12 protein-coding genes and 3 pseudogenes are annotated in these 26390 nt (G+C 48.8%); 6 read left to right on the top strand and 9 right to left on the bottom strand.

Annotated features, from left to right (window positions below):
* Positions 1 to 2 precede the first annotated feature (2 nt).
* Positions 3 to 1784, bottom strand: coding sequence for a hypothetical protein (locus tag CHH28_RS07955; protein ID WP_157729828.1), 1782 nt, complete (start codon positions 1782 to 1784; stop codon positions 3 to 5).
* A 162-nt stretch (positions 1785 to 1946) separates the two neighbouring features.
* On the opposite strand from CHH28_RS07955, the gene CHH28_RS07950 reads away from it, so the two are divergent.
* Positions 1947 to 3022, top strand: a protein-coding gene (locus CHH28_RS07950; RefSeq protein ID WP_094059801.1) for an IS3 family transposase whose coding sequence is annotated in 2 segments (ribosomal slippage) — positions 1947 to 2199 and positions 2199 to 3022 — 1077 coding nt in all. Because the reading frame shifts where the segments join, the coding sequence is not laid out codon by codon here.
* A gap of 394 nt (positions 3023 to 3416) precedes the next feature.
* Here CHH28_RS07950 and CHH28_RS07945 read toward each other — a convergent pair.
* From CHH28_RS07945 to CHH28_RS07935, 3 genes and pseudogenes are all read right to left on the bottom strand, one after another.
* Positions 3417 to 3845: pseudogene (locus tag CHH28_RS07945) on the bottom strand (IS5 family transposase); the annotation flags it as partial.
* Positions 3812 to 4195: a transposase gene (locus CHH28_RS20585; protein WP_094058567.1), complete on the bottom strand. Its 384-nt coding sequence runs from the start codon at positions 4193 to 4195 to the stop codon at positions 3812 to 3814. The gene CHH28_RS20585 and the pseudogene CHH28_RS07945, both read right to left, overlap by 34 nt.
* A gap of 63 nt (positions 4196 to 4258) precedes the next feature.
* Positions 4259 to 5143 (bottom strand): IS3 family transposase, encoded by an 885-nt coding sequence (locus tag CHH28_RS07935; RefSeq protein ID WP_157730021.1) that lies wholly within the window; start codon positions 5141 to 5143, stop codon positions 4259 to 4261.
* Between the two features lie 55 nt (positions 5144 to 5198).
* Here CHH28_RS07935 and CHH28_RS07930 point away from each other — a divergent pair.
* Positions 5199 to 6359: pseudogene (locus tag CHH28_RS07930) on the top strand (IS30 family transposase).
* Here the strand turns inward: CHH28_RS07930 and CHH28_RS07925 are convergent.
* Positions 6321 to 6629 (bottom strand): transposase, encoded by a 309-nt coding sequence (locus CHH28_RS07925; protein ID WP_094059798.1) that lies wholly within the window; start codon positions 6627 to 6629, stop codon positions 6321 to 6323. The pseudogene CHH28_RS07930 and the gene CHH28_RS07925 sit on opposite strands and share 39 nt — an antisense overlap.
* Positions 6630 to 7037: 408 nt before the next feature.
* Positions 7038 to 7439 (bottom strand): hypothetical protein, encoded by a 402-nt coding sequence (locus CHH28_RS07920; RefSeq protein ID WP_094059797.1) that lies wholly within the window; start codon positions 7437 to 7439, stop codon positions 7038 to 7040.
* Between the two features lie 128 nt (positions 7440 to 7567).
* On the opposite strand from CHH28_RS07920, the gene CHH28_RS07915 reads away from it, so the two are divergent.
* The 4 genes and pseudogenes from CHH28_RS07915 to CHH28_RS07900 all read left to right on the top strand — a co-directional run.
* Entirely contained in the window at positions 7568 to 10453 is a 2886-nt protein-coding gene (locus CHH28_RS07915; protein WP_157729827.1) for a hemagglutinin repeat-containing protein, read from the top strand.
* 88 nt (positions 10454 to 10541) lie between these two features.
* A complete protein-coding gene (locus CHH28_RS07910) occupies positions 10542 to 10871 on the top strand; it encodes a hypothetical protein (RefSeq protein ID WP_157729826.1) in 330 nt (109 codons plus the stop codon).
* A 71-nt stretch (positions 10872 to 10942) separates the two neighbouring features.
* Positions 10943 to 11326, top strand: a complete 384-nt coding sequence (locus tag CHH28_RS20580; RefSeq protein ID WP_094058567.1) for a transposase — start codon at positions 10943 to 10945, stop codon at positions 11324 to 11326.
* Positions 11293 to 11721: pseudogene (locus CHH28_RS07900) on the top strand (IS5 family transposase); the annotation flags it as partial. The gene CHH28_RS20580 and the pseudogene CHH28_RS07900, both read left to right, overlap by 34 nt.
* Before the next feature lie 717 nt (positions 11722 to 12438).
* Here the strand turns inward: CHH28_RS07900 and CHH28_RS07895 are convergent.
* Genes CHH28_RS07895 through CHH28_RS07885 form a run of 3 tightly spaced genes read right to left on the bottom strand, consistent with a single transcriptional unit; the run spans position 12439 to position 26344 of the window.
* A complete protein-coding gene (locus CHH28_RS07895) occupies positions 12439 to 12828 on the bottom strand; it encodes a hypothetical protein (protein ID WP_094059793.1) in 390 nt (129 codons plus the stop codon).
* A complete protein-coding gene (locus CHH28_RS07890) occupies positions 12825 to 22250 on the bottom strand; it encodes a hemagglutinin repeat-containing protein (RefSeq protein WP_157729825.1) in 9426 nt (3141 codons plus the stop codon). The genes CHH28_RS07895 and CHH28_RS07890 overlap by 4 nt, the downstream gene beginning before the upstream one ends.
* On the bottom strand, positions 22163 to 26344 hold the full coding sequence (locus tag CHH28_RS07885) for a filamentous hemagglutinin N-terminal domain-containing protein (RefSeq protein WP_157729824.1): 4182 nt from the start codon (positions 26342 to 26344) through the stop codon (positions 22163 to 22165). The genes CHH28_RS07890 and CHH28_RS07885 overlap by 88 nt, the downstream gene beginning before the upstream one ends.
* Positions 26345 to 26390: the final 46 nt, after the last annotated feature.

Below are 26390 nucleotides of genomic sequence, written 5' to 3'. Positions count from 1 at the left end.
TATTAATCACCTTTCCTCAAAATTGTAACAACGGTCTTACCACCATTTTCGGTAACAACACTGACATTTCCAGACTTATACACTGTTCTAGGGGCTCCATTGACCATAGAAGTCGTTGAGGTTCCATTTCGAATCACATGCTCAACCATATTCGGAGTCACATTACGCCCCGCCCCTAGAGTACCAGCAGGTGCACCCAGTCCGCTAGGCTGCATTCTATCAACGGCGTGATGGCTATAATTTCGATTTCCGATAACAGCGTAAGACTTATCGCCGATCGTTACTTTTTGATAGTGCTTCCAAGAAGTCCAAAGTAGATCATCATTGTTCAGCGGCCGATTATCAGAGGCTCCGTCATTGTTTGAAATCTTTTGCTGACCATCAGCGTTATAGGCTGGATTATTTTGGCCAATATTATTATCAGAGTGCGGCGTGTTTGGATTTGATGGTGTATCTGGACCACTCCCAAACTCCTCCGTCGTCCGATTTATCTCTGTCTGGCGATCACTAGCAGAGGTGGTGTTAGACCCACTCCCCGGATTTCCACCATCAACATTACTCTGGTTCGGCCCTTTGCCACCTCCACGTACGCCGTCGATTCCCAGCAGAACGCTACCGGCAAACACCAGGCCATCTCGGATGTCCACATCCGATTTACCCAGTTCACTGGAGCGAGAGCCTGGGTCCTGTTCTTCTTGCTCAACGCCACTGGCAAACTCTTCTGCCGTTCCGCCTGTAACAAAACCTCCACCATGATTCACATGCGTGGTGGCCAAATCATTCATTTCATCGCCGGCGACGGCTTCCAGAGTGCGATTGGCTAATTCTGAAGCCAATGCCTTTACAGCCCCGCCCGCTCCTGTGGCAGCCACAAGTGCACCTTGAACGACCATCGCCAACTCAGGGTTTTCCTCAGATATTTCTTTAATATCTTGACTAACCACTCCCATACCCGCAGTGGCTTTTTCAGCAGTGGAAACATCAATGTTGTTAGGGTCTGCCTGAACAACAATGACTCCCATCTCACCGGTTTCAGGTATTTCAGCCAGGCCTGAGTCTCCGGCAGTGTCATCCGAGGGTGACTGTACAATCAGAGACTGATCCGGGTTCTCTTCTTTCTCGCGACGGTACTCCTCAATTCCGCCCAAGCCACTACTGACTTTTTCTCGCTGTAACACTTCGGCGATTTGCTCATCCGTTGCGTCTTTGCGAATCATGTCATCAACAAAAAGTTCGCCCGTCTCCCCTAGCTGCGCACGCAGCTCTTCAGGCAAGTCATCGCCCAGAACGGCAATTTCATCGGCAACGTAGTCCACACCATCGATAGTCGCATCCGCCACCTGGCCGGCTGCTTGGCCCGCTAGTTTAAAGCTCTCAACGATATCCTCTCGCCCCTCCTCCGACAGCAGTCGGTGGTCCACCGTGACCGTGGCGTTTAAGCCGCCGGTTTGCTGATCCAACGTCACGACTTGGCGCTGATCCAGGTCGCGATTGGTATCGCCTAACTCGTGCTCACTGCCATCGCGGCGAGTAATAGTGCCGCCGCCCAAGGTGCCTGCGGTGGTTTGCTCTTTGCGGTGGCCTTGGTTGGTCAGGCCGACGGTGGTGCTGTCGCTGCTGAGTTGGTGCTCACCTTTTTCGTCTTTTCCACTGGAAACAGACACCGACAGGTTCGCGCCACTGCTTTCGCTCATGTCGGTATCTTGTAGGTCGGTGACGGTCAGCTCGTCGGTGATCAGGTTCAGGTTGCCCAAGTCGGTGAGACTGTTGTCCTCATTACGCACAGCATTGGCCACCACGGCACCGTGGATTTCGGTGTTTTTGGCATCAATATTGACCTTGCCACCGCCGATGAGGGTCGTTTGGTTGTCGGTCGGTAATCCCCCCGAAAAATAACAGCAGCCAAAAGTAGAATTTTCTCGTAACCTAAGCGCAGGAGATTCTGCATGAAAAAATCACGCTACACAGACAGCCAGATCATGGCGATCCTTAAGCAAGCCGAGGCCGGCACACCCGTACCGGAACTTTGCCGTGAACACGGCATGAGCAGCGCGACATTTTACAAATGGCGAGCCAAATACGGTGGCATGGATGCCTCCCTCATGGCACGTATGAAGGAGCTTGAGGAAGAAAACCGACGCCTCAAGAAAATGTACGCCGAAGAGCGCCTCAAAGCTGAGATCATTCAGGAAGCCATGGCAAAAAAGTGGTGAAGCCCCAGGCGCGGCGTATGCTGGCTCAACCATCTGTCGTTGAGCGCAAGATCAGCATTCGTCTGGCCTGTCGGATGTTCGCCGTGAGCGAAACCTGTTACCGCTATCAGCCCAAACTCAGTGACGAAAACGCTGACATCGCCCACCGACTTATAAAGCTAACTGATGCAGAAAGCGACTGGGGTTTTGGGCTTTGCTTTGACTACTTACGCAACGTCGAGGGGCATCCATGGAACCACAAATGTGTTTATCGGATCTATTGTGAGCAGGCATTGAATTTACGTATTAAGCCTCGGCGTCGATTAAAACGACAGGTGCCTGAGCCACTGAAGGAGCCCATCAGGCCCAACCAAATTTGGTCAATGGACTTTATGCACGACCAATTAGCGGATGATCGTCACTATCGGCTATTTAACGTCATCGACGACTATCGGCGTGAAGCACTGTGCACCGAAGCGGATTTTTCATTGCCAGCCCCCAGGGTTATTCGAGCACTGAATCAGCTACTGGAGTGGCGACCGAAACCCACTGCAATACGCTGTGACAATGGGCCGGAGTTTATCAGTAACGAGTTTGTTAAGTGGGCCAGACTGCATGGTATTCGAATTGAATACATTCAACCTGGAAAGCCTCAGCAAAATGCCTATATCGAGCGTCATAACCGCACAATGCGTTACAGCTGGGTCAGCAAGCATCTGTTTGAATCGATTGAGGAAGTTCAGGAGTATGCAACGAACTGGTTGTGGTTTTACAATCACAAACGGCCACACAAGGCCAATGGAGGCAAGCCACCTTTGATGGCAGCCTAACTTCTACTTTTAATGTCAGTTAAAAATGGGGGGATTACCCTGACTACGGACTGGGTTTTCTAGTACACTACTGGTGTCTGGATGATTGCTAGCATTGACATTCTGCTCATTCAAATTACGAGCAGACGAGCTATCACTTGAAGGCCTCAGCGGTCGGCTATCAATAATTTCTAGATTCTGGAAAGCCTCTTGCCTATCTTCAAACTCGAACTGAGGCACACCTCCCGGGAGCGTAGGTCATAAATTCATCTGCTTTCCTCAATGCTTTATCAACATATTGGAAAGAAATCCCTCGATATATCGAGCCCTCTTTCACACCGCTTGCATGATAACCGCGACAAATAATTCGTGGAAAAGCCTATAGATATTTTCATGTTGTTCCTTAGAAGCTGTTTCACAACTTCTTTAGCACGATCATCATGCAGGCGGCGTGAAAGAAGGCTCGATACATTGAGAGCTTTCTTTCCCATCGAACCACTAATCGCCGATAATTTCCAAGCCAAGCAAAAGTGCGCTCTACTTTCCAGCGACGGTCGTACCTTCTCAGCTTTCTACCATCTTGCAGCGGCGCTTTTCTCCCGTTTCGACGATGTGGACAAATGAGATCAATACCCCGCTTCTTTAACGCCATTCGCAGAGGATCAGAGTCTGCCGCTTTATCGTAAATCAAACGCTTCACCTTGCTCTTGCCATAGGAAACATTTAACAAAGCCTCAATCAGATTGACCTCCGCCGGTGACGCTGAGCCAAGTGTCAGCCCGATTGGAATGCCTTCGCCATCGACGACTATCATCCACTTCGACCCCTTACCACGCTTGGTTTTTCCAACACCGAGGCCCCTTTTTTTGCGGGTGCAAAACTACCATCAGAAAACGATTCTTCCCAATTTAACCGCGACTGTTGATCCAGAACGCGAAGAAGCTTACGCCAGGCTTTGACCCATGCACCTTGCTCTTCCCAGTACTGAAGGCGGCGCCAGCAGGTACTCGGTGAAGGATAGCGCTCGGGTAGATCACGCCAGCGCGCACCTGAACGTAAGACCCATAAAATGCCCTCGAAACAGGCTCGATTGCTGATAGGTTTGGGACCCCCTTTGCCACGAGGCAGGCTGGGTAAACAAGGCTCAATGTGTGCCCACTGTTGGTCGGTCAGTTCTGAGGTTGAACGTTTCATGGTGGAGGAGTTGAAGCTGATAGTTTTGATTATTATATCGGACTGAAGGTTATGAAACAGCTTCTAAGCACATTTTTCATATTCAATCGGTGTTGCATCGCCCAGCGTCGTGTGTAAACGGCGAGCGTTATAATAGGCAATGTACTCTCTCACATCAGCCACAGCATGTTCTCGGGTCGCGTAAATATTTCCCGTTAACCACTCGCGTTTAAGGCTACTGAAAAAACGCTCTGTTGGTGCGTTATCCCAGCAGTTTCCTTTGCGGCTCATGGAGCACGCCATGCCGTGCTGTTTCAGCAGTGCTTGGTAAGCATGGCTGGCGTACTGACTGCCACGGCCTGAGTGGTGGAGTAGCCCTCTAGGCGGTCGGCGCAAGTTAATAGCCATCATCAGCGCTCGACTGGCCAGCGCGGTTTCCATATGGCGATCCAAATGCCAACCCACCACTCGGCGCGAATATAAATCGATCACCACCGCCAGATAAACCCAGCCTTGCAAGGTCCAAATGTAAGTGATGTCCGTCGTCCACACACGATTTTTCTCGCTCGGAGAAAACGCTCGATCCAGCACATTTTCTGCCCCCGGCAGCGCGTGTTGACTGTCGGTGGTCAGCACAAACCGTTTCTTCTTCCGGACGCTCAGGCCGAGTGCTTTCATCAGCGATCGCACCCGGTAGCGACCCATGGTAAAGCCTTCTTTGCGCAGTAATTTCACCAGTCGACGGCTACCCAAGCTTTGTCGCGACTCGTTAAACAACGTCTTCATGCGCTGTTTCAGGTGCCACGCTCGGCTATCAGGATGTTTGCCATCACGTCGGAGCCAGTCGTAATAGGCACTGGTGCTGACTTGCATCTCTCGGCATAGCAGCGTGACACCGCCGTCACCTTCCCACTGGCGAATGAAGCTGTACTTTACTTCATTTCTTTCGCAAAGAAGGCGCTTGTAGATTCAATCGATCATCGCAACAGTTCAGTTAATCTAGTGATTTGCATGAGTGCTTTTGATGAAACGAGCCAAGAGAACATTTACTCAGGGAGAGAAAGATCTGATTTTCAAGCTTTGGAAACAAGGTATGGGTTTCAATGACATTGGAAGGGTACTTAATGCTGCTCCAGGCACAATATTCACTGCGTTGCGTGACTCGGGTGGTATAAAACCAGCCACTCCCAAACGAAACTCTCAGCATCTAACGCTATCTGAGCGAGAAGAGATCAGGGTTGCATTATCAGCCAAAATGTCACTTAGAGCCATTGCTCGTATGCTGAACCGTTCCGCATCAACTATCTCCCGAGAAGTTGCTCGTAATCACGGGCGGCGTTTCTATAAAGCTGTTAATGCGGATGCTCGTGCGAACCACATGGCTAGGCGGCCTAAACTAGGCGTTCTAGAACTTAATTCAGAGCTAAAGCAAATAGTCTTGTCAAAGCTTGAACTGAAGTGGTCACCAGAGCAGATCTCAGGCTGGTTGCGCAATAAATACTCTTCCAACAAATTAATGCAAGTCTCACATGAGACGATCTATAAATCGATATATGTCCGGGCTAAAGGGGTGATTCACCACTCCTATTCCCAGTACCTCCGTCGAAGTAGACCAATGCGTCATAGCAAGCATCATCGCTGAAGTGGCGACAGAAGCTTCACGAACATAGTTAACGGAGTTTCGATCCATGAGCGATCAAAGAATATCAATCACAGAAGGTCTGTTGGTCACTGGGAGGGAGACTTGGTATCTGGCTCGAACAACACACATATTGCCACGCTAGTCGATAGAAAGTCGCGTTTTACTATCGTCCTAAAAATCGCCGGCAAGGACGCAGAATCAGTTCACCAAGCTCTGCTATCTGCATTTAATCAAGTGCCACCCAAATATAGAAAATCTTTGACTTGGGATCGTGGTATGGAGCTAGCGAAGCATGCCGATTTAACCAGAGAAACGGGTATACCTGTCTACTTCTGTGACCCTGGCTGTCCGTGGCAACGAGGCACAAATGAAAACACCAATAGCCTGATTCGCCAATATTTTCCTAAAAAAACGGACCTGTCATTACATACTCAGAATCGATTGAACGAGGTTGCAACGGAACTAAATGAAAGGCCAAGAAAGACATTGAAGTTTAGGACACCATCAGACATGATCAAAAAAGGTGTTGCGATGATCGATTGAATCTACACTGGCCTTTTTTAGGATTTCTTTCTCTAAGCGCAGCTCTTTATTTTCACGTCTCAAGCGCTTCAGTTCTGCGCGCTCATCGGCCGCTATAGACTCGCCTAAAGCTTCGAGTTCCAGTTCTTTTTTCCAGCGTCGAAGGTTGTTCTCACTGGTATCAACCGCCAGGGCTGCTTTGGCAAAGGAGTAGCCTTGCTCGGTGATCAAAGCCACTGCGTCTCTCTTAAAATCAGGCGTAAACTTGCGTCGTTTTTTCTCTGCTATCATCGTTCACCTCGGTTGGTATGAATACTATCTTAACGAGGTGTCCGGGTGAATTAGACCACTACAGTTGGGATGGGGTTTCTGTTAGACATTTTGACGGCTCGGTAACATGAGAACTTGAAACTGAGTTTGGAAAAGAAGTATTTGTATTTGATAGCATGGACTATGCTAGAGAAATTGAGAGGCTCTCATTTGATTTGAAGTCTTTAGGTCACCTGACTTTGGAGCCTTTATTTGTGGTGTATCCAGACTATTTTTAGCGTTTGTTTGCATGTGTAAGAAACTAAATGCGAACTACGAGGAGGCATCAGTTAGTAGAGCGTTTATAGAGATTCTTGCGGTGGTGATGAGACTCTTCTTTAAATTATTTGATGGGACCTTTTGTGTTTGAAGTCGAAGCGATACGGAGGGCTATTTTCCGATTTCTACAGGGTCTGACTGTATTCCGTATTTTAGTGAATATTTATACCGATAGTCTGTTTTTCCATCAGTGAATATTAGCCCAATAATATCCCCGTTATCCTTGTTTTTTTGAATGTACAGGAACTCTAGGTCTCTATCATTCTTTTTGGGTGGGTGTATTGACGTTACCTCGTTGCCAAGTGAGTTATATATTCTGATGAAACCGCCCTTTTCAATTTCTGATACCAAGGCATACTCTGATTTATTGATGATTGAGACAAAAACAGGGCGGTCAAATACCAGTTTTCCGCTATCCCAAGAAAAACCAAAGCACTCTTCCTGAGCAATGTCTAGCTTATTTCGGGTTATCTCTTCACGGTTGGAGTTTAACTTTCTAACATTAGTGAACATGAAAATACCGATTGACTTAGTTTAGGGAAAGCCAGATTTGATCGTTAGTAGATAGTCTCTCAAAACAATCTCAGCTGCAATAGTGCATTGCGAGTGGTTACACCTGTGCGATACCGGGCAAGTACCGCTTGTTCCACCACGTTTACCATGATACCAGTGCCAAAACCAGCAAGCACAGCAGCGAATCGAGCACTAAACAGCATGGCAGTGAGTTTACTATCACTGGCAATGCCTCGGTTAGCGCCCGTGATGGCGGTGCCATCGACATTATTGGCTCCAGCCTAGACGTCGGCGAACACCTGTCGCTCGATGCCGATGACGTGAACATCCTCGCCTCGGCGAACGAAAGCCGCAGCGATTCTTCCGAGCAAAGCCGCAGTGCGGGCTTTAGCGTGAGCACCAGTGGTGCTGAGGGCGCCAGCGCAGCGCAACAAATGGCGGCTGCTAGTGGCAGCGCCAACGTCAATATGCAGAACAGCGACAGCGACAGCTCCAGCAAAACCTACAACAACAGCAGCATTAAAGCCGGCAGCTTCAGCAGCACCAGCAAAAACTTGCACTTGGCCGGCGCCAACGTCGAAATCACCGGCGATATCGACATCATCACCGACAACCTCGTCGTTGAAAGTCTGCAAAACGAGTCGCGCAGCAGTCACAGCAGTGAAGGCGGTGGTTTCAGTGCCTCCAGCGGCGGCGGTGGTACCGTTAGCTACAACAACACTGATGGCAGCAGTGAGCGCGCTTGGACCGACAACCAGACGACCCTCATCGGCGGTGGCAACGTCAATATCAACGCCAAAAACACCGAAGTCCACGGTGCCGTGGTGGCCAATGCCGTACGCAATGAAGACGGCAGTCTCACCGACTTGGGCAATCTGAACCTGATCACCGACGAGCTGACCGTCACCGACCTACAAGATACCGACGTGAGCGAAAGCAGTGGCGTGAACCTATCGGTATCTGTGTCCAGTGGAAAAGACGAAAAAGGCGAGCACCAACTTAGCAGCAACAGCACCACCGTCGGCCTGACCAACCAAGGCCACCGCAAAGAGCAAACCACCGCAGGCACCTTGGGCGGCGGCACTATTACTCGCCGCGATGGCAGTGAGCACGAGTTAGGCGATACCAATCGCGACCTGGATCAGCGCCAAGTCGTGACGTTGGATCAGCAAACCGGCGGCTTAAACGCCACGGTCACGGTGGACCACCGACTGCTGTCGGAGGAGGGTCGCAATGAAATCAAGAAAACCTTCGTTGATACGAGCCAGCACGTACAGGAAATCGCTCAAGCAGCGGATGATTTGACGAGCACCGATATTGATACGCTCGCGGCTTTGAACAAGGTCGATGAGTACGCCACCAACCGTAAGGTGATCGCTGAAAAAGCCGCCGACGAAGCAGAGCAGAATAAGCTGCGTGGTGACGAAGGCGCTGAAGGCAGTCAAGAAGGCTTGCAGGAGCTGAGTAATGCTCTGACAGATGCGCATGGCTTGGAGCAAGGAGCAGAAGTCGCTCTGTACGACGGTTCACAAGTCAACGATGACACCGTCGCCATCGATAAAACCGCTGTTAATAAGTCTGAAGTAGCGGGTGCCTACCACGAGCGTGACCAAGGCATTTACGTCAACGTCGACAAGACCGACATGACCGACAGCACTGCGACGGTCACGACCTTGGTGCACGAACAGACCCGTCACCAGATGGCCGAAAACGGCGACACTGGCCGCCTGTCTCGTGATGACCAAACCACGTTGGCACATGCGGCGGGTGAGCGTGCCGGTGATGCCTGGGAAGCCTACAGCGATCTGGCCGGCGTAAGTACCAAGGGTGGCAGCACGGCGGCCCAATGGCGCGAGACTCAGCGCCACAGCGCTGCGGTGCAGCAAGGCACTCAGAACATGGCGGCCATCAACAACAACGAGCTTAAGGCCCGTCAGCTCAATGCCAATGAAGCCAGCATGATGGATCAGGCTCGTGCCGCCATCGATAACAGCGGCCTCAGTGATGCCGAAAAAGCCGCTCAGAAGAGCCGCCTAGATGACTTGGCGTGTGCCGAGGTGCAGTGTGCAGCGGGTGTGAACTCAAATGATCCGCGGTATGGCGAGCTTGTAGCAAAGCAAGAGCGCGGTGAAGCAATAAAGCAAAACGACAACACCGACATCATCGACATGATGGGGGATCTAGGGGTTGAAACGGTTGCTCAAGAAGAAACGACCATCAAAAACAGCTTCTTGGGTACCGATCGTGTTGTGACCTCAGACGAGCAGCAGTTTGAGTACGACGCGGGGGATGAGGCCCAAGATTTTGCTTCTAAAAATACCCGAGAGTTTGCTGAGCGTGTTAACAACGCAGCAGAAGCAGCAGTCAATGGGGTACTGGTGGTCGCAGCACCGGTTGTAGACGGTTTGGACAACCAAGAAAATGGGTTCGGTTTTACCGAGCATATGGCCCAGCAGACACGCGACAATATCGATGGTGCATTGAATCACGAGTCTGATGTTGGGCAGCGTGTTTTAAACTCATTTAGCAGTGAAACGTTTGAAGAAGCGCCAAACTACGTGTTGGATACTGGCTTGGCTGCAGCTGGGATGCTATTCCCAGCGGCTAAGGGAGTGAAGAAAGCTGATGATGTGGCACAAGATACATTCGAAAACTTAGGCAAAAAGTCTTCCCAGCTAGATGACTCGTTAATTGAAGTTATAAGAGAAAATGCGGATAAAAGCCGCAGTAAGAAAGTAGAGTACGATGTTGATAACGAAACTGGCTTTGATAGCCTTGCGAATAGAAGACGCGAAGCTGAGTCAAACCGTGAGCTTTATCAGGAGCGGATGAAAGATACTAGCCCTGAAACGCTTGACAATCGTCATGTGGATAACGATTTGTACGAGAATGATAGGCGTACAGGTGACAAACCTGAAGAGGGGGCGAAAAATAAAGAGTCTAGTAGGACAATCACCAATTTCGTAAGGGATGTTGTTAAAAATGTCAATGAGATATCGGAACTATTTGAGTAGGTTGCTATTGGTTCTTAAGGTGGTTTTGGGGAGCTTTTATTGGTCGAGAGCATTGTATTTTTACTCAAAGAGAAACTACGGCAAGGTTTTGTCAAGCCTGGATGCTTCAGCTCGGTATCGTCTTGTTTTTGATGAGGAGTTTCTTCTTTTGCGTGGATTTTCGCTTTATATGTTGGGTGATGAGGGTGCGGCATTGAAGGATTTTAATGCAGCTTTGGACTACTCTGTCACCAGAAAAAGTTCTTTGAATAAAGATGAAGTTATTTACATTAAGAACTATGTGTTTGATGTTTTTTCATTTTCTGAGTCTAACCCGTATGAATTTGGAGGGAAGTATGTGGAAGGGAATATATCTAGTAACTTAATAGATCTCTTTCCTTTGAGTGATTGGTTGGTCGGCTTCTCTAAGATTGAATGACGCACTAGAAGCTGTTTCATAACCTTCAGTCCGATATAATAATCAAAACTATCAGCTTCAACTCCTCCACCATGAAACGTTCAACCTCAGAACTGACCGACCAACAGTGGGCACACATTGAGCCTTGTTTACCCAGCCTGCCTCGTGGCAAAGGGGGTCCCAAACCTATCAGCAATCGAGCCTGTTTCGAGGGCATTTTATGGGTCTTACGTTCAGGTGCGCGCTGGCGTGATCTACCCGAGCGCTATCCTTCACCGAGTACCTGCTGGCGCCGCCTTCAGTACTGGGAAGAGCAAGGTGCATGGGTCAAAGCCTGGCGTAAGCTTCTTCGCGTTCTGGATCAACAGTCGCGGTTAAATTGGGAAGAATCGTTTTCTGATGGTAGTTTTGCACCCGCAAAAAAAGGGGCCTCGGTGTTGGAAAAACCAAGCGTGGTAAGGGGTCGAAGTGGATGATAGTCGTCGATGGCGAAGGCATTCCAATCGGGCTGACACTTGGCTCAGCGTCACCGGCGGAGGTCAATCTGATTGAGGCTTTGTTAAATGTTTCCTATGGCAAGAGCAAGGTGAAGCGTTTGATTTACGATAAAGCGGCAGACTCTGATCCTCTGCGAATGGCGTTAAAGAAGCGGGGTATTGATCTCATTTGTCCACATCGTCGAAACAGGAGAAAAGCGCCGCTGCAAGATGGTAGAAAGCTGAGAAGGTACGACCGTCGCTGGAAAGTAGAGCGCACTTTTGCTTGGCTTGGAAATTATCGGCGATTAGTGGTTCGATGGGAAAGAAAGCTCTCAATGTATCGAGCCTTCTTTCACGCCGCCTGCATGATGATCGTGCTAAAGAAGTTGTGAAACAGCTTCTAGAAAAGTGTCCGGTTTTGGTTGACCACAACAGCAAGTCATAAACATAACCCCGATCAGAAATTATCTTTAATACTAGAATTCAAAAAAAAAAAAAAAAAAAAAAAAATGGAATCACAGAAGACGCCGATTGATATATATCACCTTGAAAACCACATGATTATCGAGCGCCCAACAAGAAGACTCCTGCACACTTTCATCATCAGAAATAAGCCCTTGAATCGCTCCCGGGACGCGCCCTGAACCACCGTTCACCTGCTTTAAATCATCCCAATCCTCACCTCCTTACCAAAATTTCATTAAACACCAATACAAAAACCACCCCACAACCATGATCATTAGATCTGTAGCGGACAACCGCTCCCAGACTTAGTTAAAAAACTTAAAAAACACGTTTAATTATTTACAAACAAAAACCGAGAACGAGAACGAGAACGAGAACGATAACTCGATGACCTCGGTATTAATTCAATTTTTCACACGATCGACACCAACAGAAAAACAAACTGGCGATAGCCGCCCATCATCGAATATACGATTATACCTGCAAATCTGTCCGATGATACCAGGACCGCATTACTACTCTTCTCAACCAGAACATACTCTACATATTCCCAGCTAGTTTGCTTTCTCGCAACTCACACTCGGGCACTTGGAAATGCAAACAAGAACTTTTCCAGCCCTAGACCTGAAACATTAAAAAACAACCTAAACAGGCTTCTTGAAATGGACATACGCCTCACAAAATGAATCTGATATAGACCTCTGCAGTCTTACTAGCAACTCATCCTCATCGTAAACGCAATCCAAATCACCATATTCAGATCCGTACCAGAATATAATTTCACTCGCACTACCAGAAATCAACTTTATCGATTCGTAAAGCTCTGTTTTCTCAAACGGAACATCGGGTACAGATTTCTGAGCATCCAAAAACAAACCATCAATATCCAATGAATAAATTTTATCTAAAGGCGTGCTGATGAATAGCTCATCAGCAGCCTTAACCAAAAAACTATCATTAAGCTCATTAAGTTCAATAAGCGATAAATGTCCTTCCGGCTTATTATCTAGAGCGACTAGCACAAACTGAGTCAAAGCTGTCCACCTTTATCTTTTCTGTCCAATCGCTCTCTCATCAAACCATCTCTTAGTGCTTGATCTGCTCGATCAATGTCTGCACCATCGGTGCTTTTTATTTCTCGCGTACGACTGTTAGCGTGCTGCTTAGGATAATGAGTATGCGGAGAGCCATCCACCTTAGCGTCAGTATGCTTATTATGAATCTGAAACCAATCACCACCTTGTTTATTAGAGTCTACCAAGTTGAAATCCTTGTTTGTGGGCATCGTCGTACCATTAGGTGACACAATGAAATCTGGCTTTGTTTCCTTTGTAACTACTTTTTCAACGTCCTGACTACGGGCTTGACTTTCTATTACACTGCTGGAATCTGAATGATTGCTAGCATTGACATTCTGCTCATTCAAATTACGAGCAGACGAGCTATCACTTGAAGGCCTCAGCGGTCGGCTATCAATAATTTCTAGATTCTGGAAAGCCTCTTGCCTATCTTCAAACTCGAACTGAGTTACACCGCCCGGGAGCGTACGGTCTAGTTCTTCATCATACATTTCCCTTGCGCTGCCCGAATTGCCAGTGATTGGCGCTTTAGGCTGCATTGTAATGACATGCAGATCCTCGGTGCTGTCATTTTTCCATTCTTTTTTAACCGCTGTAACATCCCTTGCATCCTGGACAGTATCCGGCAACTTATCTTTGCTTGCCCAACCACCAATTGCAGGCTTACCCGCTGAAATCGCATCTAGCTGCCCTTCTGTGACAATCATTTCCAATTGATTGCTATCGTTTGGCAACAAAGTCTCTTTCGTGACAACGGTATTATCCGTCCAAGCTGGCTCCTTTCCATCAGCAGTCATTGACTGATTGACGCTATCTGACGAATTTTGCTCATGCTTGACACCGCTGTACGTCGGCCCATCCTGCGCAATCATTTCATCCGCATCAACACCACCCGCTCGCTGGGCAGTACTGATATCCGGGGCCTTATCACTCACCGCATCGACAACATCATCGACGTAACGACCACCGACTTTGCTCGTCAAAACCAATGCTGCAGACGTGCCTGCGCTCACTGCAAGGTCTTCTATTGGGCTATGTTCACCCTGGTGCGTCTCTGAACTGAACGAGTCCAAAACGCGTTGCCCATTTCCAAACTGGTGGTCTGCGCGTAGTTTATTAACTCCCTCTGTAACCTCATTTCCACTGAGTGCAATCACTCCAACACCGGCCGTTGCAATGCCACACCCGACCCCAGCGGATGGGGCACACGTGGCTATTCCACCGACAGTCATAGCCGCACCACTGGCAGTACCTGCTACACCACCTGCTACTTGCACGAGGCCGTCGACTTTGGCGGTGATGTGTTCCTGCGCACCCAGTGCATCGTCGGCTTTGTCTGCCAGACCATACTCAAACTGTTGTTCTTCGCTGGTGACTACACGATCAGTACCCAAGAAGCTGTTTTTGATGGTCGTTTCTTCTTGAGCAACCGTTTCAACCCCTAGATCCCCCATCATGTCGATGATGTCGGTGTTGTCGTTTTGCTTTATTGCTTCACCGCGCTCTTGCTTTGCTACAAGCTCGCCATACCGCGGATCATTTGAGTTCACACCCGCTGCACACTGCACCTCGGCACACGCCAAGTCATCTAGGCGGCTCTTCTGAGCGGCTTTTTCGGCATCACTGAGGCCGCTGTTATCGATGGCGGCACGAGCCTGATCCATCATGCTGGCTTCATTGGCATTGAGCTGACGGGCCTTAAGCTCGTTGTTGTTGATGGCCGCCATGTTCTGAGTGCCTTGCTGCACCGCAGCGCTGTGGCGCTGAGTCTCGCGCCATTGGGCCGCCGTGCTGCCACCCTTGGTACTTACGCCGGCCAGATCGCTGTAGGCTTCCCAGGCATCACCGGCACGCTCACCCGCCGCATGTGCCAACGTGGTTTGGTCATCACGAGACAGGCGGCCAGTGTCGCCGTTTTCGGCCATCTGGTGACGGGTCTGTTCGTGCACCAAGGTCGTGACCGTCGCAGTGCTGTCGGTCATGTCGGTCTTGTCGACGTTGACGTAAATGCCTTGGTCACGCTCGTGGTAGGCACCCGCTACTTCAGACTTATTAACAGCGGTTTTATCGATGGCGACGGTGTCATCGTTGACTTGTGAACCGTCGTACAGAGCGACTTCTGCTCCTTGCTCCAAGCCATGCGCATCTGTCAGAGCATTACTCAGCTCCTGCAAGCCTTCTTGACTGCCTTCAGCGCCTTCGTCACCACGCAGCTTATTCTGCTCTGCTTCGTCGGCGGCTTTTTCAGCGATCACCTTACGGTTGGTGGCGTACTCATCGACCTTGTTCAAAGCCGCGAGCGTATCAATATCGGTGCTCGTCAAATCATCCGCTGCTTGAGCGATTTCCTGTACGTGCTGGCTCGTATCAACGAAGGTTTTCTTGATTTCATTGCGACCCTCCTCCGACAGCAGTCGGTGGTCCACCGTGACCGTGGCGTTTAAGCCGCCGGTTTGCTGATCCAACGTCACGACTTGGCGCTGATCCAGGTCGCGATTGGTATCGCCTAACTCGTGCTCACTGCCATCGCGGCGAGTAATAGTGCCGCCGCCCAAGGTGCCTGCGGTGGTTTGCTCTTTGCGGTGGCCTTGGTTGGTCAGGCCGACGGTGGTGCTGTTGCTGCTAAGTTGGTGCTCGCCTTTTTCGTCTTTTCCACTGGACACAGATACCGATAGGTTCACGCCACTGCTTTCGCTCACGTCGGTATCTTGTAGGTCGGTGACGGTCAGCTCGTCGGTGATCAGGTTCAGATTGCCCAAGTCGGTGAGACTGCCGTCTTCATTGCGTACGGCATTGGCCACCACGGCACCGTGGACTTCGGTGTTTTTGGCGTTGATATTGACGTTGCCACCGCCGATGAGGGTCGTCTGGTTGTCGGTCCAAGCGCGCTCACTGCTGCCATCAGTGTTGTTGTAGCTAACGGTACCACCGCCGCCGCTGGAGGCACTGAAACCACCGCCTTCACTGCTGTGACTGCTGCGCGACTCGTTTTGCAGACTTTCAACGACGAGGTTGTCGGTGATGATGTCGATATCGCCGGTGATTTCGACGTTGGCGCCGGCCAAGTGCAAGTTTTTGCTGGTGCTGCTGAAGCTGCCGGCTTTAATGCTGCTGTTGTTGTAGGTTTTGCTGGAGCTGTCGCTGTCGCTGTTCTGCATATTGACGTTGGCGCTGCCACTAGCAGCCGCCATTTGTTGCGCTGCGCTGGCGCCCTCAGCACCACTGGTGCTCACGCTAAAGCCCGCACTGCGGCTTTGCTCGGAAGAATCGCTGCGGCTTTCGTTCGCCGAGGCGAGGATGTTCACGTCATCGGCATCGAGCGACAGGTGTTCGCCGACGTCTAGGCTGGAGCCAATAAGATCAATGGCACCGCCATCGCGGGCAGTAATGATGGCGTTGCCGCCGATCTTGAACTCACTGCCGTGCTGGGTGGTGTGCGATTCGCTGCTTTGTTTGCTGGTCTCGCTGCGGTTCACACCGGCGCTGGCGTAAAAACCGCCTGTGGCAGTAGAGCCCGCCGCGGTGGCACCGGCAGCGCCCAATGCGATGGTGGCATTGGCCAGCTGAGCCTGAGCGGCGGCCAGGTTGGCACGGTAGTCATCCAACGCGCTTTGGGCCAGGGTACCGTCCTTAACGCGGCGTTTGGCATCGTCCAGTGCATCTTTGGCATCACCGACGGCGCTGGTGGCGTCGGCCACGGCTTCGGCGGCATAGGCAGTGTCGACATAGGCGTTGCGCACGCCCACGGAGTAGCTGGTCTCGACGGTTTCTTCTTCGCTGACCGTGCTGTTGGTGGTGCTGGCTGAGCCAAAGCGAACGTTGCCACCCGTGATGCTGGCATCGCCTCCGATATCCGCCAACACGCCGTTAAACTCAGTGTCTTCAACCGTATTGGAGGAGAGGCCACCACCAAAATTCAGCTTGGTAACGTTGGCTGTCTGCTCTACCGTGGTCTTGGTTTCCGTATGGTCGGTATGGGTCGCCGAGGCGATCGTTGCTTCGTCCTTGGTCAACGCCATTCTGTCGGCACTGACGGATTCCTCGCTGCGTTGTTCGGTGGTGGTCTTGGTGTCCACCGTGGTGTCGTACGTGGCACTCTTACTGTGCAACAGGCCACTGCCATCGGCGCCAATTTCACTGCCGTTAACTTGCAGATGATCATCCAGCCTGGCCACTAGGTTACCACCTGCGGTGGTTTTCGAGCCGGCGTGGTGGGTGGTTTCGGTGCGCTCTGACTCGCTGCGAGCAATGGTGATCTCGGTATCGATGCCCAGCGCTTGCATCTGCTGCGCAGCACCGGTAGCGCTGAGGGTAAAGGCCGCGACTTGGGCCAGTTTTTTCAACGGACCTTTGAGGCCGGATTGTTTTTCATTCCACTCTTCGTCTTTCAGCTCGACGCTGCCAATGGTGAGGTTGGCAATGCTTTCACCGTCTTCGGTAATGTACTGGCCATTTTCGTCGAGGATGGGCGCGCCGGTCTCATCACGCTGGATTTTCATATCACCCAGCAGCAGGTTTTCTTCCGCACGCAAGGTGGAACCTAAAATGCTGACATCGCCGCCATCACTGTCGATGGTTAAGTTACCACCGGCATGCAAGTTACTGCCCACGGCGGTTTGCGTGATGTGGCCTTTTTGCTGGCCACTGGTGGTAACAACACCTTTGCCGGACTTTTCTTTGCTGTAGCTTTCCTGGCTGATGCCGGCGGTAATCAGAACGTCATTGCCCGCCTTGAGACCAATATTGCCGTCGCCTTCAATGGTGGTACCGACCATATTGATGTCATTTTCTGCGGTCATACGGGTATTACCACCGACATCAAAGGTGGTGCCTTTAAAGGTTTGCGTCTCCCATTGTTCGGTGGTTTTCGACGAACTAAAGCGGCCACTTTTCTCGGTATGGCGTTGCGTATACTCGCGCTCTGTCACACCCAGCAGATTGATATTGTCTGCGTCCAGGTCCAAATCACCCTCGACCGATACGCTCGCAGCTTGGCTGTTGATGTCGCCTTCTGCTAAAAGCTCAGCATTCCCCCCAACTTCGATGGTACTGGTGACATAGCCGTTGCGCTCGTCAATGTTTTTACCAGACTTGTTGTATTCGCGCGTTTCAATCGCTGTGAGATTAATGCCACCACCCGCATCCAGTATCAAATTGCCATCGGTTTTTATGCTGCCACCGATATTATTGATGTCCTCAGTGGTGGTTATCGCCAGACTACCAGCATTAATCGCTGCACCTTCATCAACAATGGTATATTCGCTGTCAACACCATGCAGAGATTGCACCAACCGTTCATTTCGAAAAGTATTGGCATCTATCGACGCATGCCCTGATACATTAATGGCGCCAGTATTGGCAAACTCGTCAATACCTGACAAAACCATTGTATCAGCATCAATAGTGCCTGCAGTCGGCACAGTCATTTGTGCTAGTGTTGCTTCAGGCAAATACGCTGTTGGAACAAGTTTTTCCTGCCCACCAATATTGATTCGTGTATACCACAATAATGGCGCCTCTAACTTTGCAATTTGCTCTGCTGTTAGAGCATCGCCTAGAGTCAAATCATTGTTAGCTGCCAAGTAGTCCATTGTATTATTGAACATGGCATCACGCTGTTGTTTGGCCGATGTCCATTCATTCGAAAAATACGCTGCACCGGACTGACGCATCGCAGCTTGGCGAATCAATTCAGCTTCTTCGATAGGGTTGTACAGAGGTTCAGCACTTACCTCTGGTCGTTGAGCATCCGATAAGTTTTCCAGTGCGGAGTACGGGTTCGGGTCGTAATTGAGAGCAGACAATACCATGTCGCGTACTTCATCAGGCAAGTCGTACAATGTTGGTGTGCTTAATTCAAAAGGATTCTTCTGCCCATCATTAATGACTCCCTGGTTGTTACCCTGGCGTTGCCCAAGGCTCGCCAGCATCGCACGTAAAGCCTCATCACTAGACAGCTCGTCGGGGTCTTTATCACCTCCTAGGCTCAGCGCATTGAGATCCTCATAGCTGAAACCGCTACCAGGTACATTTAATAGGACCAAAGCACTTTCAGGGACGCGGCCCAAATCAATAATATTGGGGCCAGAGACACCGTTGCTAAAATCTGGGCTATCAGCAGGCATATCCACACCTATTTGATCTATATCCGCAACTTCATTATCTGTCGTGCCAGACGCTGCATCAGAGCCACTATGCCCTGCATTAGTATCAACATCCTGAGCCTCAGCTTGTTCAGGAGCATCACCGTAGTCAATCGACTCTTCTTCTACTGTCTCTGCATCTTCGCCTAGCTTTTGATCAGCTCCACTGCCTACACCTCCCATCCCTGGAACATGGTCGTTACGTGCACTACTGAAGTTCCTGCTGGCAATGTAGCCATTATTGCTGAGACTACCACCCCAGTTGAAATTACCATTTTTTGCTGAAATTACAGCAACAGTAAATGGGTTTTCTAAGGTAGCAGAGCCCATATTGGTTACACTAATTGCACCCCAAGAATTACTTTCATCGATTGCCCAGGGTCCACGGAAAAAGTAATTGCTCGGACTATCATTCGTTCCACTACTCGGATTTCTATAAATGTTGTCTGTCACATGAAGGAAGACATCATAGTCCTGATCTTCTGGCTGGGCATTGTGTCGATATTTGGACAGATATTGAAAGTAGTTCTTTGTTTTGACCTTATTATTATTTGTATCTCGAAGAAATTCCGCCTGAGAATAATTAACTGAAAAAACATCACTAACATTATTAACAGAACCAGCAACCGTCAAATCAGCCTGCGAACTAATATCACTACTTTTATTGAGAACACTGCCCTCAAAGATAAGATCTCCACCACTAAAAACAGCACTTCGATGATTAGTTTTCTCGAACTCTCCGTATGCAAAACCCACCTTATGCTGCCAGTAGTAATCGCTAGGATCTCCTTTAGTCCAACTCGCGTAAGAGTACGAAATGACTTTATCAAAATAGGCTTTTACTGCAGACGAGTCGCGATAGCCATAATTATTGAACTGGCTTGCATCTAAGGTAAGATTACCATCAGAAGATATAGTACCGACATGTGATGAACCATCACCATTATTGATAACAGATGCACCGATCACACTATCAACGGCGCCAGCCTTAATTGTACCGAGATTAGTCAACGACGTTGTTGTAACCAGACTTAGTCCGCCACTAGTACCAATCCATGAATCACCTTTATTGACAATTCCACCATCTTCGTGACCAGTGCCAGCAGAGTCGACAACTAAACCATTGAGACTGTATACAGTGTTACTATTAATAAGGTCTTCAATAAAATAACTAGCATCTATTGAAAAAATAACGCCAGAGTTTCTGATAGAGCCAGCACGACTTGCAGATGAACCAATTACATGGCTTCCTATATTTACAATCGTAGCTTCTTCTGCATTATTTAACTCGTCAAAGTTCCAATAGCCACCCTTGGCCGATATTTTAGATCTGTTCGATATGATTTTAGACTCAATATCTAAAGTACTTCCAGATATAATACTTCCTTCGTTCAACAGAGATTGGGCCCAGTCACTTTCACCGCTAATAGATACCCCTGCAACACCTGACAATACGCCTGCATCGGAATTGATTAAGTTATCAACCTTTACACTGAGCAACCCATTGGTGGCAACGTTGGCTTCGTTACTGAACTGCTTGGCAGTAATATTTAAGTCTGCTGTTGAAGTGATACTGCCCTGATTCATCAGATCACCATCGAGCTTCCACACACTTTCTGGCTGACCACCATTGATACTAATGGTACCTGTGTCCATGACGGTAAGGCCTTTGGCGTCGATATTCAGTGCATCGTCCGCCATAATAGACCCGGCAACTTGAAGGTCTTGATCACTATTTAAATTAATTAACTTAGAGTGATACGAGGCTTGTAACAAACCACGCACAAACATGGTAAGGCTGTTTCTTGCAACCAAACCGGTGACGGAACTCCCACTAGCTCCCTGGCTGTTGGCCAATCCATCTTCAGTGATATACTGAGTTTGGCTGCCGACAACGATATCTTTACCATAGATATAGCCGCTATTATCAAGACTATCGAGCTTAAGTGTGCCAGTTTGCGTAGCCGTCATATTGCCACGGTTATCAAAGTGGGCAACATTCATATCGATATCACCTTTAGCGATGATATTGCCACGATTGATTGCTGTTTGATTGGCGGTCAACTCCAGTGTTGCTTGATCATTCGTGGTCGATATTTCTCCGCCATCCATATTTTGTATACGCTGGCCGTCAATCACCAACTTGGTGTCTGCACGCATCAGGCCGCTGTTCATAACTTGGCTCTGGCTGATTAACTCCAATTCTTTCGCCAGCAGGTTGCCTTCATTATTTAGGGTGCTTTGACTGCCTAATTGCAAAACCTCTTTGGCGCGCACATCACCGCTGTTTTCAAAGCTGCTAAGGCTTTGTGCAGACAGATTGTTTACTTGGATTTTACCGCTGTTCGATAGCTGTTCAGCGACACTAAGGTCAGTGTGCACAAACAGCTGACCACTGTTCTCCAGTGTTTCCAAGCCCTGAATGTTCAACTGGCCCGAATCACTGCCACCTTCGCTGACCAGGGTCCCTTCATTGCGAAGATCCGCCGTTTGTACGACGCCACGAGTAATGTCCATCAGTGCGCTCGCACCAAGGTTGGCAATCGATTGTGCTGAGAGTGTGAACTGGCCGGCGCCTTGTGCTTGATTCAGCGTGCCACGGTTCTCAATTTGACTGGCGGTCAGATTGGCACTTTGTGCATTTATTAGGCTACCGGCTCCCGTATTAATACGATTGGCCGACGCATTTAATTGAACAGCATTGACCGTACCTGAGTTACTTAACGTACCACCAGCCGCGTTTAATGACATTTGCTGGGCGCTAGTCAGAGTACCGGTATTGTTAATATTAACGGCCGACAGTGTTGTTTGTTGATTGGCGTGCAGTTGGCCACTGTTGGTAATGGTCGCCGCATTAACACCAATACTATCGGTCACCAGCTTACCGCTGTTATTGAGCGTATTTGCTACCGACACTCCCAACTGGCTAGCCTGGATATGTCCTGTATTGCTTAAGTTTGAAGCACTCACCTGACTGGCGCCAGAGAGCAGCACTTGGCCTTCGATGTTGGCATTACCAGCCACTTGGATGCTGCTATTGCCGGAAGCCGAGCGTATGTTGGCATTGCTGTGCAAGTCCAAAGCACCCAAGTTCATGGACACTGCACCAGCGGACTCCACCGTGCCTTGCAACTCAACCGTACTGCTCACATCAAGTTGCAACTCGCCAGCACTGGTGAGTTGCCCCTGATCACTGTTCGTATGGTTGGTAAACGATTGGCTAATAATAGCCAAATCACCACTGCCACTCTGAATCCCCCCGCTACCATTTCGCCGGTGGGGTTTTGAATATTGGCACCACTGTTAGTGACAGCTACCTGGCGTTGGGTCGCACTACCGATATGAACCTGCTGACCATATATGAGCCCCTGGTTGGTGATGGTACCCGCGACGTTCTGATTGACGCTCAAGCCACCTGACGTAGAAACACGCCCAGCATTGGTGAGTGCATCTGCATCTAGAGCCAATGCTACTTGCTGGTTTTCATCCGTGCTGGCGACAGTACCTGTGTTATTGAACTGTTGCGCCACAATACGGCTATCATTGTCATATACCAAAGACCCATCATTTACGAGAGATTGCAGCGCATCGAAATTGAGAACACCTACACCAATGTAAGCATCGCTACCCTCATTATGAAAATCACCGCCAGTAATCGACAGTTCTGCCGACATGCTGATTTGCCCAGAGTTCTGCAGTGCGCCAATACCACGCATCGCCAGCCCACTGTTGGCTGCTTCCCTGCGCTCTGCCAGTACGCCTTTATTAATAAGCGTACCCGGGGTACCCGACGATAAGTCCAAAACGCCACGAATCACTTCTGTAACCGCGTCTTCACCGTTCACAAAAGTAGCTGCATTCACATTTACATATTCGTCACTCAGTGCTTCATCACGTTGATAGAGAATACCGCTGTTATCAAAAGCTTCCCCTATATTCACTTCAGCACTGGTGACAGAGATTTTTCCGCTATTGACTAACTCTTTAGCGCTTATGTTTACACTTCTACCAACCAACAAACCCGCATTTTGAATGGTGCTATGGGCACTGGCTTCAATGTTGCCGGAGGACAGAATCGTTGCACTATCATCACCCACTCCATTCAGAATTGATGACAGTTCAATCAAAAATATTGAATCATCTGCCTCAATCTGACCATCATTTTCGACGCTGTCGAACTGCTTCAGTACAAGGCTTCCACCTTCATGTTGCTCACCAGCAAACTCATTGCGCTGGACCACATCTCCATAGTTTTTGAATGTAGCAACATCAGATGCTCCACGAATATTTAGCTCGCTGGCAGCAATCGAACCATGATTTTCTACCATTACCGATTCTGTCTGCAAATACTGTGACGTTATCTCTGCATCATGGTCGTTAATTATGGCGTCAGCCGTTAGCATGATGCTCTCTGATGTTATTACACCTGAGTTGTGCACATCACCGGCGGTATTTAAAGAAACAATATTTGCTTGTAATTTGCCAAAGTTATCTACCGCATCGGCTGTTAAATGAAGGCTATCCGAGGAGAACTCACCCGCTTGAGATAAACGGCCGATCTCGCCACTAACACCATGCTTGACGTTAACAGTACCATTGGAGCCGACAGACACATGGTTTAAACCAGATAAATCTAGCTCCCCCGCTTCTAATTGACCTACGTTAGACAAATTTCCAGCTTCTCGCAGCTCATTATCCCAAGACATCAACTGCGCTATAGAAACTCTGCCTTCATTATATAGAACCGATGTTGCATCACTAGCGCTCAAAGTCAGGTTTTCTGCCACCAAACTGGAGTTAGCGTAATTACTGAGCGTACCGTATGATATTTTTAGAGCATCAGAGCCAAGCTCACCATGGTTATCAATATCATCCGCCTGCATATCCATCGTGATGGAAGCAATTTGGCCAGATGCTTTATTCCCAATGGTCTCCGCCGCAATGGTTAAATCATCATAGCTTATGATTTTTCCACTATTTTCAAAGGTGCGTTCTAGCTCAGCACGGAAGAAATCAGATGCATAGAGCTTTCCAGAGTTGAAGAAGTCCGTTGCATGTACCGCGATACCATTTGCCTCAAGGCTTACCTTTGGACCGGAATTAATGGTATGGGATCGCAAACCAATACTGTCACTATTAATCTGCATGGTCTCAAGATCAATCAAACTAGCAATTGAGGCATTAAATGCACGACTGACAACGGTCGTTAGATTGGACTCAAGAGTGTCACCAGAGACATTGAAAGTATCGGTAGTTACTTGAGCCTGACTCAGCAGAATTTCATCACCGTTAAGATTAACAAAGCTGGATGCAGATAACTTACCGCCCAAGCTCAGACTGTCGGCATCAATAACCAGAGAATTTACGTCAAAGTCTGCCTGGGAGTCGACCAGCTGAGCAGCAACTCTCGTGCTTTCCGATGAGGATATTTTGCTATTATTATCGATCGTCAGCTGCTTGCCGTTTAATGATAGTTCGTTGGCGTTCAGATTAGTATTTTGTAGAATTGTGACATCGCCATCAGAGCTAATGACATTCGCAACGACATTGGTTTTGACTGCGTTCAGCTGACTTGCATCCAATACAAATTGACCATTAGAGTTTGCAACTGTACTTACCCCTTCATTGGGATCAAAACTCAGCACAGTCCACCGATCCCTGACGAGAGTAACGTTCTCGCCAGAAATGGTGGCATTCTCTGTTTGGTATCGACCGTCTCGTGAAAATATCTTGCCTGATTCAAGCATCAGGTCTTTAGAGACAATGGCTGTTCGGTTTAAGTCCAGATCTTCAGTCGCCAACGAAAAGTTCACTGTATGAATATCATTGTCCACAAGACGACTGCTGTTCGCATCGACATTCAAGGTGCCCGCCTTGATGGAGCTATTGCTGGCATCGAATACGCCACTTTTAGCGGCAAACAAGTCCGCTGCTATTGATGTACCAGATACTGCAAAAGCACCACCATCAAAAATCAACTCTTGTGTTACCAATTCTGACTCATCGACAAGCAAAGAATCGTTAACATCAAAATCAATAAAGGATGAGGACAATAGTGCATCCTCCATATTTATAGAATCCGAGTTAAACCGGACTTCATCGGCTACTATCTCACCACCGTTCAACGTCACAGCATTTACGTCAAGCTTAATATCACCTAATGAAATTAAGTCAGCAGAGATATATGCGGATTGACTGTTGATGTCTGTTTCTCGAGAGTTCACTTCTCCATGAAGCTCTATAGACGTGTCAGATGACAGATTGACAATGTCTGCAGTAACCTCGGACTGCTCTGTATTGCGAAAGTTATCCGACTGAGTCAATACAAGTGTGTTCGCGACCAGATCTTCAGATACTTCAACATCGTTTGGCGTTGATATTTCGATGCCGACAAAGGAATCAGCGTCACGTAAGGCAATATCACCAGCGGATTCAATGAATAGGCTATCGGACTGTGAAAATAAGTAGCTGTCGCTACGCACGCCAAGGCCTTCTTCTGTGGCCATAACGCTGATTTTACCTGACTGCATGGCTCCAAAAATCGATGCATCAATAGCGTATGTGCGATTCTCTGCAGCATCTGCAGCAAGAGGGGTTACATCCACCTCACCCAATAGTAAATCTGTGTAGTTCAGGCTCAAGGCGCCAGAGATCAGGTTTAACTGTTGGCTACTCTGCACCTCACCGTTTACATCGATGTAGCGAGCAAAAACATCCAGGATTTCAGGGGACAGTTTGTGATCGACCCCCTCACCAGCAAAGGTCACGGTTCCATCAGTGATATCAAAATACAACGCGTTACCAATGTACTGAGGCAGACCAGTAGTCAAAGTGACCCTGTCAGTATTGATAAAACCACAGTCGTTACAGGTGATACCATTTCGGTTGGCAATAATGACATTAGCAGACTCACCAAACACCTCTAAAGCACCCAGCATTTTGGTATTAGAGGACGATGTAACTTCGTTCAAAATAGTGCTAGCAGCGACACCATTCAGATTTGGGTTGGCGATGATTTCAGCGGCCAGGCGACTGGTGCCAGACACTAGCGAGTTGTTTAATACAGCACCGTTTTTATCAACGTTAAATTGCTCGTACCGGTTATGTGACAAACCTGTATTATCCGGTGTGACGATATTCACCACTGGTACAGAGTTATGAATGTTAACCTGAGGCTGAAAACGCACTTCAGCATTTGGATCTGTAACGATACCTGCTGCATAGCTAGCCGGGACTACTGGCACCATGAAGGTCACAGAAATGCAGTAGACCAATGCCTTAGCCAGCCAGCTATTACGTTGATTACGAATTGAATCCAGTACTGCCATCTCAGTCCGTTGACTTGCTATCATCATCTTTGCCATTGTCATCAAA

This window comes from Bacterioplanes sanyensis (assembly GCF_002237535.1).
Classification (GTDB): domain Bacteria; phylum Pseudomonadota; class Gammaproteobacteria; order Pseudomonadales; family Oceanobacteraceae; genus Bacterioplanes; species Bacterioplanes sanyensis_A.
The sequence above is the reverse complement of the archived record's forward strand: the minus strand, read 5'-3'. Positions and strand labels throughout refer to the sequence as shown.